Source organism: Pontibacter sp. HSC-14F20 (assembly GCF_019599265.1).
GTDB lineage: Bacteria > Bacteroidota > Bacteroidia > Cytophagales > Hymenobacteraceae > Pontibacter.
In genome coordinates this window covers 27664-42485 of sequence record NZ_JAHZTC010000015.1, presented here as the reverse complement: position 1 = coordinate 42485, position 14822 = coordinate 27664, and the positions used below count along the sequence as shown (strand labels likewise).

Below are 14822 nucleotides of genomic sequence, written 5' to 3'. Positions count from 1 at the left end.
GTGATGCTGATAAAACTGATTCTGTCGCACTTAGAAATTCTGGAGTCCAGTGTGTGAAATGCCGGCTATACCTTCGCAACAAACCACTCAAGCAACCCATATGAAAACAGTCTTACTAACCCTTGCCCTTCTTAGTCTAGCACTTGTATCAAAAGCCCAGGATGCCAGTGTAGAAAGATCAATATCCGGAATCCAGGTAGGTTTTCTGGGAATCTGGGCGCACAACGAAGCCAGACTATCCAACAAATTAGCCTTAAGAAGCGAAGCCGGTTTCACAAGCGGGATTTTTGGAGGAAGCTTTTACGATAAAACAGGGTTCATCCTGACTCCGATGTTCTTCCTGGAGCCAAAACTCTACTATAATCTGAACAAAAGAAGTCTGAAGTCAAAGGAGATCTCCGGGAACAGCGGCAATTTCATTTCCCTGCGAACCGCCTACATTCCCGACTGGTTTGTCATTTCAAATTACGACAATATCAATGTACTACATCAGGTAACTATTATACCTACCTGGGGGATAAGAAGAAATATCGGAGCCCATTTTAATTACGAAACAGGAGTCGGGCTAGGCTACAGGCATGTTTTTGCCAAAGGAGCAGGCTACTCTGAAAACACCAGAGAGGTCGAATTTGACCTGCGTCTGAGAATCGGATACCGGTTCTAAAAATCAAACTGTTACCACCGGTCATCCGGCCGGCTTTGTGCTTAAGCTGACCTATACCTGGATAGGCCACACTTTAGGCTATAACATGATTTAGTAAACTCAACCCCAAGAGATTCCTTATGGTTGATCAAGGAAATTTTAATTTTAGAAAGCCTTGCAGGTATAACCTGAATCAATGTGCTCTCTCGCTGTGGGCGACCGCAATTCCTTAACCGTTCTCTTGCATATGCTCGTTTAAGTATAAACCAACATTTAAACCGGCACCGCTATGCGCATCCTCTACATTTTCCCGCATCCTGATGATGAATCCTTTGGCCCCGCTCCTGTCATGTGGCAGCAGCTGGAACAGGGCCATGAGGTATACCTGCTAACCCTCACGCGCGGCGGTGCTACCAAGGTGCGGCACGAGTTGGGGCTAAGTGTAGAGGAGATGGGCGAGGTCAGGTATAAGGAGATGCTGGCTGTGGAGCGGGTACTGGGCCTGACAGGTATGACGGTGCTCGACCTGCCCGACAATGGCCTTGCCGAAATGGACCCACGCGAAATCGAGAAAACAGTAGAAGCGCATATCCGGCAGATTAAGCCGCAACTGATTGTGTCGTACCCCGTGCATGGCGTGAGCGGCTTTCACGACCACCTGGTGATGCACGCCGTCATCAAGCGCCTATACCTGGAACTGCGCGACAGTGGCGCTTACTACCTCAAACGACTTGCTTTTCTGACGCTGCCCAACAAAACAGCGCAACCGCTGCAATCCGGTAAATTTTTGATGAAACACAGCGATCCCAGCCTGATTGACTGTGAAGTAAAACCGCGCCCAGCCGATATTGAGATCATGAAAAAAGCATTGAGCTGTTATGATACCTATCAGGACGTGATCAAACAGGCCAATGTGGTGGAATCGATTGGCGACACCGTATACTTTGAGATCTACCAGGAAGACCACAAACCGCCTTTAGCCAACCTGACAGACGAACTCTAGCAATTCTTAGCAAAGGAACTCCTAAGCACCTATAGCTTCTTCCAGAAATTATAAGTTTACGGCTAACTGAAAACAGATTGAGTTCTTGCAAAGGACAATAAAATCCGAATTTCAGGTATAGCCAGCCATTAAAGCAGGTATAGCCACAGGGTGTATGCGAACTGCTGTATTGCAAAACTCAGCCTATACCTATACCTTGTCGCTATACCTGAAAAAAAACGTTATGAAAGTATTGCTTCTGGTCGATATCCAGAATGATTTTATGCCTGGCGGCGCGTTGGCCGTGCCGGAAGGCGACTTGATTATACCTGTTGTAAACAGCCTGCAATCGCAGTTTGATTTGGTAATGGCCACGCAGGACTGGCATCCGGCTTCGCATAAGAGCTTTGCCTCTAATCATGAAGGAAAGAACCCATTTGAAATGACCGAACTGCTCGGGCTCCCGCAAGTGCTATGGCCAGACCATTGTTTGCAAGGCACATCCGGCGCTGACCTGGCCCCTGCTCTCGAAGCAAATAAAATAGAAGCGATTTTCCGCAAAGGCACCAACCCCGATATTGACAGCTACAGCGGTTTTTATGACAACGGTCGACTCAAGTCTACGGGCCTAGCGGACTACCTGCGCGGCAAAGGCGTAATGCAGCTATACCTGGCTGGCCTGGCCGCCGACTACTGTGTGTACTACTCCGCCATAGATGCCCTGCAGGAAGGTTTTGAGACGTTTGTGATAGAAAATGCCATCCGCGCTATTAGCCAGGAAAGCTACGCAGCAGCCCGCAACGACATACAGGAGAAAGGTGGTAAAATCATTCAAAGCAGCGACTTACTGGCCAATTGATTCAGCTCCTCAGCCGGATTTTTTTTAGCTATACCTGTTCCCTTGCTTGTCTACAGTAGTCGGGTAGGTATAGCATCAACAGCAAGAGCCGCTAAAAAAGCGGCTCTTGCTGTTGATGCTATACCTGTGCTTAAGTTTAATAGGCACTCGCTTCGTCCAACTTTTTAATGGTGGCTTGATCCAACTTAAGCCCGGCCGCTTTTACCAAGTCCTCCAGTTGCTCCAGTTTGGTGGCGCTGGCAATCGGTGCTGTAATACTGGGTCGTGCCATTAGCCAGGCAAGCGATATGCTGGCTGCCGTGGTGCTGTACTGCTTGGCCGCTTCGTCCAGCGCCTGCAAAATACGGGACCCGCGATCGTTCAGGTAATCTTTCACGCCGTGGCCCCGTGGACTCTGCCCCAAATCCGCCTCGGAGCGATACTTGCCTGTGAGGAAACCACTAGCCAGCGCATAATAGTTGATCACACCCAAGCCATACCGGGTGCAGACCGGCTCAGTCTCTTTTTCGTAGGCTTCGCGGTCGTAGAGGTTGTATTCCGGCTGAAAGCTCTCGTAACGCGGCAGGTTGTTCTGTTCGCTTGCCTTCAGCGCCTTCTCCAGGCGCTCACCGCTGAAGTTCGACGCCCCGATCGCACGTACTTTTCCTTCCTGTATCAATTTGGAATAAGCTTCCAGCGTTTCTTCGATGGGTGTTTCCGGATCGTCGTAATGCGACTGATACAGGTCAATGTAGTCGGTCTGGAGTCGTTTGAGGGAAGCCTCCACTTGTTGCCGGATGTAGTCTTTGCTCAAGCCACCCTTGCCTTCCAAGTTGGCCCCGACTTTGGTGGCAATGATGATTTGCTCCCGGCCTCCGCGCTGCTTCAGCCAGTTTCCGATGATGGTTTCAGACTCCCCACCCGTATTGCCCGGCACCCAGGAGGAGTACGAATTGGCTGTATCGATGCAGTTAAAACCGGCATCAACAAAGGCATCCAGCAATTTTATAGAGGTTGGCTCATCGGCCGTCCAGCCAAACACATTTCCGCCAAATACCAAGGGCGCTATCTCAAGACCAGAATTTCCAAGCTTGCGTTTTTCCATGTCATCAGAATTAAAAGGTAAGTACCTACTTACGGAAGCAGTGCGCTCAGGGTATGGCAGGTATAGCCACCAGATTAACCTGGTTAGAGCAACTGTCCGATACCGAAGAGCAGTACAAAGAGCATGGTGGTGATGGCCATTTGCTTCAGGTATGGATCGAGCTCGGCGGAAGTCTGCTTTTGCCATACCTTTATACCGTTAACCAAAACGAGCGGTACAGCCAGCAGAAATAAAAACTGCCACACGCTGTAAAAATTGAGCAGAACATAGGCCAGAGCGCTTCCCACACCGCCAGCCAGTAGCAGCAGATGGTAGACACGTGCACGCTTCGGGCCGAGTCGCACAGGTATGGAACGCTTACCTGCCAGCACATCCGACTTGATATCTCGGATATTATTCACGTTGAGTACCGCCATCGAAAAGAAGCCGCAAACCATAGCGGGCAGAATTACGACCGCCGGCAATGACTGCGCCTGCAGAAAAAATGTACCCAGCACGCCTACCAGCCCGAAGAATACGAACACAAAAATATCTCCTAAGCCGGCATAGCCATAAGGCTTAGAGCCCGCCGTGTAGTTGATAGCCGCCCAGATAGAGGCCAGACCAAGCCCCAGAAAGATCAGAAACAGGTAGATGCCCTCCTTCCCGAAAGATACCCACAGCAGCAGCAAGCCCGTCACCAGCGACAGCAGGCTAAACACGGCCATTCCCTTCTTCATGTTCTCCGCTTTGATGTGACCGGCCTGTACGGCACGCTTTGGCCCTTCCCGGTGCACGCTGTCAGCGCCGTGTATGGAGTCGCCGTAGTCGTTAGCCAGGTTCGAGAGTATCTGCAAAAACAGGGTGGTGAGCACACAGAGGCCCACAATGGTAGCGTTGAAGGCACCGTAGGCAGCAGCCATAAAACCGCCCATACCGATGCAGGAAAAAGCCAGTGGCAGTGTGCGTGGCCTAAAAGCCGAAATCCAGGCCTTTACCAAGCCTGGATTCTGCGGAATGTGTTGTGTTGTATTCAATGTATTTCTCTAAAAAAGCAGGTATACCTGAGCGCTATACCTGCCTGCTGTTACTTCTGAATCGCCGCCAGGATTTCTTCGCCCGTCGGCTTTACTTTAGACGGATAAAAAGCGATCACTTTCCCGTTCTCGTCAATCAGGTATTTACTGAAGTTCCAGGCTGGCTCATCGTTGTTCGGGCTGTTTTTGGCCAGCCACTGATAAAGCGGGTGCTGGTCATCGCCTTTCACCGAGACCTTTTCCATCATCTGAAATGTCACGCCGTAATTTTTCTGGCAGAAAGCTGCGATTTCTTCTTCTGAACCTGGTTCCTGACCACCAAAATTGTTTGCCGGAAAGCCCAGCACCACCACTTTGTCGCCATGCGTTTCGTGCAGTTTCTGCAGATCTGCATATTGTGGGGTATAGCCGCACTCTGATGCCGTGTTCACTACGAGTACTTTCTTGCCTTTAAACTTCGACAAATCAATTTCCTGTCCTTCCAGGCTGTTGACCTTGAAAGCATAAAAATCGGTATTCTGTGCAGTTTGAGATGTTTCTGTTGCCATCGTGTCAGTTGTCGTATCTGTTGTCAGATTGCTTGTATTAGAACCACCTGAGCAGGCAGTTACTATACCTAGTACAAGTCCTGCGGTTAAAAGTTGTACGGTGAGCTTCATGTTTTTTGCTTAAGATATACATATATGCGGCTTAACCGGAATGCTTCGTTTTTGTTTTGACTCACTATACCTGTAGTTACATTCGCTCCGGCACTTCTATACCTAGCAGGCTCATGCTTTCGCGCACGAAGCGGGCTACCATGGCAGACAGGGCAATACGGAAGTTACGTGCCTGTTCGTCGGTTTCGTTGAAGATCGAGATCTCCTGGTAGAAACGGTTGTAAGCTTTGGCCAGTTCGTAGGCGTAATTTGCGATCACTGACGGCGCATATAGCTTACCGGCTTCCTGCACCACTTCCGGGTAATTCACCAGCAACGTGATCACGTCCTGCTCTGTTTCGTGCAAGTTTTTGAATTCACCAAATGAAGCTGCGTCTACTGCTATACCTATCTTGCCAGCCTTACGCAGGATGGCCGAAATACGGGCATGTGTATACTGCACAAACGGACCGGTGTTGCCACGGAAGTCAATCGACTCCTGCGGATTGAAGAGCATTCGCTTCTTCGGATCCACTTTGAGCAGGAAGTATTTCAGGGCACCCATGGCCAGGGTATGGTAAAGTTTAGCAGCCTCTTGCGGCGTAAAACCTTCGATCTTGCCTAACTCTTCGGTTTGCTGACGGGCCGTGTCGATCATCTCCTGCACCAGTTCGTCGGCATCCACCACGGTACCTTCTCTCGATTTCATTTTGCCTGATGGCAGGTCCACCATGCCGTAAGACAGGTGATAGATGCCTTCGGCGTATGGTTTGCCCAGTTTCTTGAGCACCGCTTTCAGTACCTGGAAGTGGTAGTTCTGCTCATCAGCCACTACGTAAATAGACTGATCGTATGGAAAGTCGTTGTGCTTAAGCTCGGCCGTGCCCATGTCCTGGGTAATGTACACCGAAGTACCGTCAGATCGGAGCAGCAGCTTCTCGTCCAGTCCTTCGTCAGTCAGGTCTACCCATACCGAGCCATCTGGTTTCTTGAAGAACACACCTTTCTGCAGGCCTTCTTCTACACGCTCTTTGCCCAAGGTATAGGTCTCTGACTCGTAATAGAATTTATCAAAATCAACACCTATGTTGCGGTACGTCGCATCGAAGCCTTCGTATACCCAGCCGTTCATGGTTTTCCAAAGTGACACTACTTCTTCGTCGCCCTGCTCCCATTTCTGCAGCATAGTTTGAGCCTCCAGTATCAAAGGAGCTTTTTTCTTCGCTTCTTCTTTATCCATACCACCAGCTACCAACTCATTGATCTGCTCTTTGTAAGCCTTGTCGAACAGCACATAGTACTTGCCCGCCAGATGGTCGCCTTTGATGCCACTGCTTTGAGGCGTCTCACCATTACCAAACATCTGGTACGCCAGCATTGACTTGCAAATGTGAATACCACGGTCATTCACCAGATTCGCTTTCATCACGTTGTGGCCATTAGCCTTCATGATCTCCGACACGGAATAGCCCAGGAAGTTATTGCGCAGGTGGCCCAGGTGCAGCGGCTTGTTCGTGTTTGGCGAAGAGTATTCCACCATCACTTTCTTGCCCGAATCGGCTGCCTGCCCATGACCTGGGTCGGTCATCAATTCGCGGAATAAGTTCACCCATACCTGCTCTTCGATCTCGAGGTTCAGGAAGCCTTTTACTACATTGTAGTTTTTCACTTCGGCGGCGTGCTCTTTTAAGTATGCACCCAGCGCCCCGCCTATCTGCTCGGGACCTTTGCCGGCCTGCTTGGTATAAGGAAAGGTAACGAACGTGAAGCTGCCGGCAAACTCTTTACGGGTAGGCTGCAGGCTGATGGTAGATGCGTCAACGGTAAGGCCGAACAAAGCCTCCAATGCTTGGCTGATGCTCTGGCTGATGGCGTTTTGAAGTTGCATTAAGTAGATTAATGTATGGCTGTTTTGTTAAATTCTCGGTGTAAAATGGCGTCAGTGGCGGTCTCTAGTATCTCGAAAGCGTTCTCGGCCATAGTATTTTCAGTGTCGAGCGTCGGGTTGATTTCCGTCATCTCGTAGCACACAATACGCCGGTCCTGTAGCAAGTGGTAGTTGAGCAATTTGGCTTCTTCTACATTCAGGCCTACTTCTACCGGCGTACCCGTTCCTTTCGAGAACTTCGAGTCCAGGCTGTCCACGTCAAACGACACGTAAATAATATCACAGTCGTGCAGACGATCCAGCGCCTCGGCGGCTACCTGCTCGGGGCCTTTTTGGCTCAGTTCGGCGTAGGTAAAGTTCTTGATGCCGTGCTTGGCGATTAGGTAATCCTCAGGTTCTTCGGTGTCGCGCACCACAATGTATACCAGGTGCTCCGGCTTCATCTTCGGCCCCGGGTAGCCCAGTTTTTTCAGCGAGTTCCAGAAAAAGATCGTTTCCTGTTCCGGGTCGTTGATCTGGCGCTCCAGGTTGTCGAGATTCAGGGCCATGGCCAGCGGCATACCGTGCACGTTACCCGATGGTGAGGTATAGGGCGAGTGAATGTCAGCGTGCGCATCAACCCAAATCACACCCAGGGTCTTGTCGGGGTAAGCGGCTTTTATACCTGCTATGGTGCCGTGCGCGTTAGAGTGGTCGCCGGAAAGTACCAACGGAAACATATCCAGCTCCAGCGTCTGCTCTACGGCATTGGCAATGTTTTTCTGCACAGTCAGGATGCTGTCGATGCGGTGAGCATTGGGGAACAGGTCCTTATCGAACAGGGTATAGTTGAGGTCGGGTACGCTGACAGAGTTGAAACGCTTGAAGTAATCGCAGCCTTTGTCCCAGCAGGCCACCCGCAACGCATCTATACCCATGCTGGCCCCGCGCGTGCCCGCACCGAGTTCTGAGCGTACTTCTATCAGTTTTATCTTTTTCATAGGTAATAGGTAGTCTGTAGTCGTTCAGTTTTTCTCCTCACAGCAATTCCTCCCTTTGATCTTCACCCTCTGCAACTCCTGAACCAGATCCGGTATCTTCATTTCCAAAGGAAGAATTTCATTCCAAAAACGCACTCCCAATTCTCTGTCATGCTGTTAAAGTGCCTGTCAAAAAACAGGTCAAGCAGCTGCTCCTAGCTACCAGGATCTTTTCAGGATGACAAAAAATTCAAACAAAAAGGCTTTGCCTGGTTCTAAGGGAAAACGTGCGCACACTGCTCTCCGACGCCATTTATCTTCCCGCCCGGAAGAGCGTGATTGACATAAATAACTGAACGTTTCTTATAATTTAAACAAAGTTTTTGCAAAGATGGTAAATAACGAACAATATTGCATGTTTTCTTAAGCCCACAAGCACCAGGATGGATAAATACACCGACCTCATTCACCAGACTTTTGACTTTCCGACAGACGAATTTACTGTGGAGAACAACGAGTTGTACTTCAACGGCATTCCGCTGATGGAGCTGATCAAACAGTACGGTACCCCATTAAAATTAACATACCTGCCCAAGATTAGTTCGCAGATACAAAAGGCGAAAGGGCTTTTCAACGACGCTATTCAGAAGCTTGACTACCAGGGCACCTATACCTATTGCTACTGCACTAAGGCCTCGCATTTCTCTTTTGTAATGGAGGAGGCCCTCAAAAACGACATCCACATCGAAACCTCTTCGGGTTACGATATGCAGATCGTGAAGGCGCTTTACAAGAAGGGCAAAATCAACAAAAACACTTATATCGTTTGCAACGGCTTTAAGCGTGAGCGCTATCGCCAGTGGATCACGGAGTTTATAAACGATGGTTTTGTGAATTGTATGCCGATACTCGACCACATAGGCGAGATTGAGTATTACAAGGAGCACGTAAACGTGAAAACGAAGGTAGGTATGCGCCTGGCGTCGGACGAAGAACCGAAGTTCCAGTTCTATACCTCCCGCCTGGGCGTACGCTACAACGATGTGATTGACCTGTACGAGCAGCAGATTAAGCCAGACGATCGTTTCGAGCTCAAAATGCTCCACTACTTCATCAACACAGGTATAAAGGACACCTCCTATTACTGGTCTGAGTTGAGCCGCTTTGTGCACAAGTACTGCGAGCTTAAGAAGGTATGCCCGGAGCTCGACACGATTGATATTGGTGGCGGCTTCCCGATCAAAACTTCTATACAGGCGGACTACAACTACCAGTACATGACCGAGGAGATTCTGCGCACCATCAAGCGGATCTGCAATGAAGAAGGTGTGCCGGAGCCAAATATTTTCACCGAGTTCGGAATTTTCACGGTAGGTGAAAGCGCTGCCAACATTTATTCCATTCTGGATGAGAAACTCCAGAACGACAAGGAACTATGGTACATGATCGATGGTTCGTTTATCACGAATCTGCCGGATGCCTGGGCGCTTAACCAGCGCTGGCCGCTTTTGGCGATCAACCACTGGGACAAAGAGTACCGCAAAATACAATTGGGCGGCATGACCTGCGACAGCCAGGATTACTATAACTCAGAGATGCACTCGTTCCAGGTGTTCTTGCCGAAGGCGCCGAAGGAAAAGCCGTTATACATCGGATTCTTCCATACGGGAGCCTACCAGGAGCAGCTGAGCGGGTATGGCGGCATCAAGCACTGTCTTATACCTTCGCCACAACACATTTTGGTAGATCGTGATGTAGACGGCAAGCTGAAAAGCTGGCAATTTGCTCCTGAGCAGACATATGAATCGATGCTGAACATCCTGGGATACGAAATTTAAAGCCGTGAGCGTTAAATTTGCGTATACTGTTTTGCATTTATAGTAAAAATTGTATTTTTGGATTACCATCGTTTATTTAAATATTTTACCATGAAGAAATTAGCAGCATTCGGCGCATTCATCCTGGCACTGGGTATGACTTCCTGCAAGACATACTGCCCAGCCTACAACTTTGCCAGCGTTGAGGTGTCCGAGCAGAACGCCCCGGCAACTGACCTTGTGCAGGAAACTGAAGTGATCAAAGGCTAATCCGAGCGGATTACCTCTGGATATAAAAAAACCGGCCTTTAAGCCGGTTTTTTTGTTTGTGCTATACCTTGACATGCAGCTGCATACTATTCCCAAGGAATTGCATTGCTGCTTTCTACCCCGCCCTATTGCAACCTCCAACCGTTTAGCCATTCCTATACCTGCTCAAAAAAAATTGCAGCGCTGTAATAATACGGCGGCCTACGCATCAAATGGATGTAAGAGAACAGTAACCTAAAAAAACACGTCCAGCATGAAAAAGGTAATAATTTTAGCATTGATATGGTGCACAGTAGTGACAGCCTTCGCACAGAATAAGGCATTTGCCGTGGAAGTGATTGGAAAAGGACAACCTATCCTGCTAATCCCAGGCTACAGTTGCAGCGGCGAGGTATGGAAAGAAACCGTTGAACACCTCAAGAACAGGTATGAATGCCATGTACTAACGCTAGCTGGCTATGCCGGAGCCCCAGCCATTGATACTCCCATTCTGGAATCTGTAAAAGATGAGATTATCAGCTACGTGAAGCAAAACAAATTGAAGAAGCCGGTACTGCTGGGGCACAGCCTAGGCGCCTTTATGAGCCTTTGGGTGAGCAGCGAGGCCCCGGACCTGTTTGGCAAGGTGGTTTGTGTAGATGGGGTACCTTTCATATCGGCGATGTCCGACCCGGGCATAACGGTGGAGGCCGTTAAAAAGAGCCCGTACATGAACCCGGAGCAAGTGGTGAAGAATTTCGAGGAAATGCCATCCGAAGGGTTTATAGACCGGGTAGCAGCAGCCATGAAGTACCAGGTAGAAGACAGCCTGCGGGCTCGCCAGATTGCTACCTGGCAGTTCAACAGCAACAGAAAAACCCTGGGTCTTACCCTGGTGGAGATGTCCACTACAGACCTCCGCGACAAGATCTCAAGGATCAAACAACCGGTACTTGTTCTGGGTAGTCTATACGGCACGAAAGAAAACAGCCAGCGGATTTTGGGTGAACAGTACAGCCAGCTGACTAACACGATTATTCGGATAGCCGATAGCAAGCACTTTATCATGTACGACCAGCCGGAGTGGCTGTATGCCGAGCTGGATGCTTTTCTGAATTAAAAGATGACGCAGCAAGAAACATTCACCCGGCTCTACAGGCAGTATGCGCCAGGTATTCGGCAGCTGTGCCGGGGCTACACCGGCTCTGCGACACAGGCAGAGGACCTGCTGCAGGAGTCCTTTTTGGCCGTTTGGAACAACATGCACAAATACAGAGGCGACGCCAGTTGGGGCACCTGGATTTACCGGATTGCAGTTAATACCTGCCTGCTATACCTGCGCAAAGAGAAAACCAAGCCTGAGAAAATAACCGACGACGCCCTTTTAAACCTGGCTGAGGAAGAGTACAATCAGGATGGCGAGGTGCAACTGCTCTACAAGTGTATCAGCAGGTTACCGGAAACCGATCGTCTTATCATCTCAATGGTGCTGGAAGAGCTGCCTTACGAAGACATTGCTTCCATAGCCGGCATCACTGCAAACAACCTGCGGGTAAAAATTCACCGGATAAAAAAACAATTAACTGAAATGTTCAATAGCTATGCAAGAGTTTGAGGAACTGAAACATATCTGGCAGCAGAGCACATCAGCATCGCAGCCTGGCTCCTTGCCTAACGTGAGCAAGGCATCGGCACTAACTAAAACAAAGCTGCAGCGCACGCAGCGCAATGGCGCCATCTGCCTGGTTCTGACCGCTCTTTTCATTGCAGGGCTGGGTTTCTGGGGGGGCTTTAATTTTAAATATTGGTATACCTATGCAGCCATGGCATTGGTTTGTGTCATTTGCCTGGCACAGGCTGGCCTAATGTTTTACATCTACCACAGCATAAAGCAAATCGACGAGACAGCGCCTACTACTGAGCATCTCCTCCAATGGGAAGCCTACTATACCTCCCGGCAACGGCTTATCCGATGGAACGGCCCTTTGTATTTCCTGCTGCTCAGCCTGGCTATGGGGCTATACCTGTGGGAAGTACTGGCACGGGCGTCGGGGCAGTTTCAACTGGTATCCCTTAGTATCTATCTCGGCTGGATGGTGATTGCCTACTTCTACTTGGGCAAAAAGGTACTGAAAAAAGAGGAACAGCGAATTATGGACATAATAGAGCATTTGAAGCAATTAGAAATGCAACTAAAGGAATAACCTGCCTTATCGCCAGTGCGAAAACATGCACGCAGGACGCCCCGGCAACCGACCTTGTGCAGGAAACTGAAGTGATCAAAGGCTAATCCGCTGGGATTAGCCTTTGGATATAAAAAAACGGCTTAGAGGCCGGCTTTTTTGTTTTAGGCACCTTTGTATAGGGTCTTCCCCACCACAAAGTTAATTTTTTGATAGATTTATGAAGAACTGCTGTCTTCCCGTACCTCTTGCCTAATCGCTACACTTGCTGATTAACAAACTATTTTTCAATACAGCTTTCTCCATGCCAGCTCGTAGGTTTTATTTTTTTCTCATGAAATCGAATGCTCCTTTTCGAAGTTGTATACCGTACTCCAGGTAAGCCTTCATACAGGCAAGAAAATTTGCCCAGCCTTCGGTATTCCCTATCAACCATTTCAGGTTTTCTTCATTGTATGGTTTTCCGCCTTCGGTTACGCTTACTACCGTGCTTTGGTCAGGCTGTGCTTCCAATACGATGTTTACTGTGGATTCCTCGTCCCAGTTAAACGAAACCAAACGGTTGGCTTCGGCCTTTATCACTTTCACAGCAAACGCATCAGGGAATTCAGGGAATTGCCAGGTCAGTTCCGCTCCTGTCTCCATTCGTCCACTACTTTCCGAGATGAAATAGTTCGTCATTTTTTCGGGATTCACAATTCCTTCAAAAACTTCATCAACCGGCTTTTGGATTTGAATCGTGGCTTTCGCAATCAGGTCCATCATGAATGTATTATTTAAGCTTCGTCAATAATTTATAAGAAATTCATTTAGCACGCTACGCTCAACAAAAACAGAATCCAGGTATAGCTTCGTCTCATTATTCTTAGTCACATACCACGAGAAGTCTGATTTTCTTCCCGCAACCGCTTCGATCGTATAAACACCGCAAACATTTTTCCCTATCCACTGCCCTCCTTCACTCTCTTGCACGGTGCCACAGCTTTCTCTTTTTATGATTCCTTTTGTCAACCCTTGTCCGCAGTTACACCAATTCAGCATAAACTTATCTGCATCGGTTTGTGGACTTGCATTTACAAACTTAATTTTAAGTGTAGCGGTAGGGCTTAGCGTATGACTGAAATTAGTACTTCCTCCTTTGTTCAAAGTTGAAAGGGATGCGTCTATATAACCGTCAGTATACCCTTCTTTCTTATTATTTTCATTAATGGATATTTCGAGCAATTGGGCTTCCTGAAACACTTTAAGTCTGGCCTTATAATATCCATTTTTATCAGTTGTTGCCTCACCAACCCTTTTGCGTTTCCCATCAGTGATGATCCCCATACCTGACGGCGATTTTATGGCATCGACGCTAATGTGTACTCCTTCAATTGGCTGATTTGAGAGATCATCCCTTATCTGTCCTTCAATAATGAAAATATCAATATCCTCCTTCTCGCAGGAACTGAACATAATCAACAGCGATAACAAGAGCACCGGATAATTAATTGTTTTCATATTGATTGCTCTTAAAGTAAATTTTGAATCAACTTGCTGCGACCAGATCGGCATTCATAAAGGTGGCTCTCAAGTCGTACCTATATACCATAAGGCCGCTTGCTATTCACGCGATAAAATGTGTCCGCAGATTCAATCTACACTAAAAAATCTGTCCGCATTCTTGAAGAATATCTTCTCCTTTTGTTCAAGCGTTAAAAAATCCAGTTCGTTTACCGCATTTATCATTTTATTCAGGTCTCCATTGTCTGAACCAAACATCAACCTGTTTTCGAACCCTGAGTCAATAAGGGCTTTCATATAAGCATGGAAATCCTCGTTGTTGATTATGTCTGGATTTGCCAATACGGAGATGTCTGCATATACCTGGGGGTAATACTTCAAAGTTTCGAGCGTTCCTTTCAGGTATGGGGCTCCCGCGTGCATAATCCATACTTTGAGACCTGGAAATTTATCTAAAGCATCTTTCATGAGTGCGGGGTCACCCATTTTCAGATTATAATTTGGGCAAAGGTGACCAGGGCCTGCCAATCCTGTATGTATTCCAACCGGAATTTTAAATTCTTCGGCTAATGCATAATAGGGGAAAAGTCTACTGTCAGCAGGTGATATACCATAATATTCATTTAGAACTTCTCCGAGAAAATCAATCTTATTGTCGGCTATCTGTTGTTTAACCCAATTTACATCAGGAAACTCGCTGCCATCTGAAAAACATTTTTGTCCGCTATAAGGCACAATACCGTTCGGACACGGAAACATCAAACCAATTAAGAATTCTGTCTCGGTTACCCCTCTGTAATTTTCCTGATTGTCCCAGGAACTACTAACGGCGCCTTTTATAATCTTATGTTTTTTAAAGTCATCAAACTGTGTATCGATGTCCTTTGTAAAATGCACATGCGTATCAAATATCTTTCCCTCATATTTTTCTGATTTCGAACATGAAGAGAAAAATACAACGATCACAATAATATAGATTTTCAATTTCATTCTCTCACAGT

General features: G+C 47.9%; 16 protein-coding genes. 8 read left to right on the top strand and 8 right to left on the bottom strand.

Annotated features, from left to right (window positions below; translation table 11 throughout):
- The first annotated feature begins 100 nt into the window (after window positions 1-100).
- From K3G39_RS14600 to pncA, 3 genes are all read left to right on the top strand, one after another.
- Complete coding sequence (locus K3G39_RS14600) at window positions 101-664, top strand: hypothetical protein (protein ID WP_220626914.1); 564 nt, start codon at window positions 101-103, stop codon at window positions 662-664.
- Between the two features lie 268 nt (window positions 665-932).
- Entirely contained in the window at window positions 933-1646 is a 714-nt protein-coding gene (locus tag K3G39_RS14595) for a PIG-L deacetylase family protein (protein ID WP_220626913.1), read from the top strand.
- 223 nt (window positions 1647-1869) lie between these two features.
- Window positions 1870-2484, top strand: a complete 615-nt coding sequence (pncA, locus tag K3G39_RS14590) for a bifunctional nicotinamidase/pyrazinamidase (protein ID WP_220626983.1) — start codon at window positions 1870-1872, stop codon at window positions 2482-2484.
- Window positions 2485-2620: 136 nt separating this feature from the next.
- On the opposite strand, the gene K3G39_RS14585 is transcribed toward pncA, so the two are convergent.
- The 5 genes from K3G39_RS14585 to rocF form a co-directional block, all read right to left on the bottom strand.
- A complete protein-coding gene (locus K3G39_RS14585) occupies window positions 2621-3568 on the bottom strand; it encodes an aldo/keto reductase (RefSeq protein ID WP_220626912.1) in 948 nt (315 codons plus the stop codon).
- An 83-nt stretch (window positions 3569-3651) separates the two neighbouring features.
- Window positions 3652-4584 carry a 1,4-dihydroxy-2-naphthoate polyprenyltransferase gene (locus K3G39_RS14580; protein ID WP_255594368.1) on the bottom strand — a complete coding sequence of 311 codons (933 nt, stop codon included), beginning with the start codon at window positions 4582-4584 and terminating at the stop codon, window positions 3652-3654.
- 50 nt (window positions 4585-4634) lie between these two features.
- Complete coding sequence (locus K3G39_RS14575; RefSeq protein ID WP_220626911.1) at window positions 4635-5243, bottom strand: glutathione peroxidase; 609 nt, start codon at window positions 5241-5243, stop codon at window positions 4635-4637.
- Between the two features lie 76 nt (window positions 5244-5319).
- A complete protein-coding gene (argS, locus tag K3G39_RS14570) occupies window positions 5320-7110 on the bottom strand; it encodes an arginine--tRNA ligase (protein ID WP_220626910.1) in 1791 nt (596 codons plus the stop codon).
- A gap of 8 nt (window positions 7111-7118) precedes the next feature.
- Complete coding sequence (gene rocF / locus K3G39_RS14565) at window positions 7119-8090, bottom strand: arginase (protein WP_220626909.1); 972 nt, start codon at window positions 8088-8090, stop codon at window positions 7119-7121.
- A gap of 422 nt (window positions 8091-8512) precedes the next feature.
- Here rocF and K3G39_RS14560 point away from each other — a divergent pair, with 422 nt between their 5' ends.
- From K3G39_RS14560 to K3G39_RS14540, 5 genes are all read left to right on the top strand, one after another.
- Complete coding sequence (locus K3G39_RS14560; RefSeq protein WP_220626908.1) at window positions 8513-9907, top strand: arginine decarboxylase; 1395 nt, start codon at window positions 8513-8515, stop codon at window positions 9905-9907.
- Between the two features lie 90 nt (window positions 9908-9997).
- Complete coding sequence (locus K3G39_RS14555) at window positions 9998-10156, top strand: hypothetical protein (RefSeq protein WP_155800585.1); 159 nt, start codon at window positions 9998-10000, stop codon at window positions 10154-10156.
- Window positions 10157-10409: 253 nt separating this feature from the next.
- A complete protein-coding gene (locus K3G39_RS14550; RefSeq protein ID WP_220626907.1) occupies window positions 10410-11255 on the top strand; it encodes an alpha/beta fold hydrolase in 846 nt (281 codons plus the stop codon).
- Between the two features lie 3 nt (window positions 11256-11258).
- Window positions 11259-11750 (top strand): RNA polymerase sigma factor, encoded by a 492-nt coding sequence (locus K3G39_RS14545; RefSeq protein ID WP_220626906.1) that lies wholly within the window; start codon window positions 11259-11261, stop codon window positions 11748-11750.
- Complete coding sequence (locus tag K3G39_RS14540) at window positions 11737-12339, top strand: hypothetical protein (protein WP_220626905.1); 603 nt, start codon at window positions 11737-11739, stop codon at window positions 12337-12339. Before K3G39_RS14545 ends, K3G39_RS14540 begins: the two co-directional genes overlap by 14 nt.
- A 300-nt stretch (window positions 12340-12639) precedes the next feature.
- On the opposite strand, the gene K3G39_RS14535 is transcribed toward K3G39_RS14540, so the two are convergent.
- The 3 genes from K3G39_RS14535 to K3G39_RS14525 all read right to left on the bottom strand — a co-directional run bounded on the left by K3G39_RS14535 (window position 12640) and on the right by K3G39_RS14525 (window position 14811).
- On the bottom strand, window positions 12640-13083 hold the full coding sequence (locus tag K3G39_RS14535; RefSeq protein WP_220626904.1) for an SRPBCC domain-containing protein: 444 nt from the start codon (window positions 13081-13083) through the stop codon (window positions 12640-12642).
- Between the two features lie 21 nt (window positions 13084-13104).
- Window positions 13105-13818: a carboxypeptidase-like regulatory domain-containing protein gene (locus K3G39_RS14530; RefSeq protein WP_220626903.1), complete on the bottom strand. Its 714-nt coding sequence runs from the start codon at window positions 13816-13818 to the stop codon at window positions 13105-13107.
- Window positions 13819-13950: 132 nt separating this feature from the next.
- Complete coding sequence (locus K3G39_RS14525; protein WP_220626902.1) at window positions 13951-14811, bottom strand: amidohydrolase family protein; 861 nt, start codon at window positions 14809-14811, stop codon at window positions 13951-13953.
- Window positions 14812-14822 lie beyond the last annotated feature (11 nt).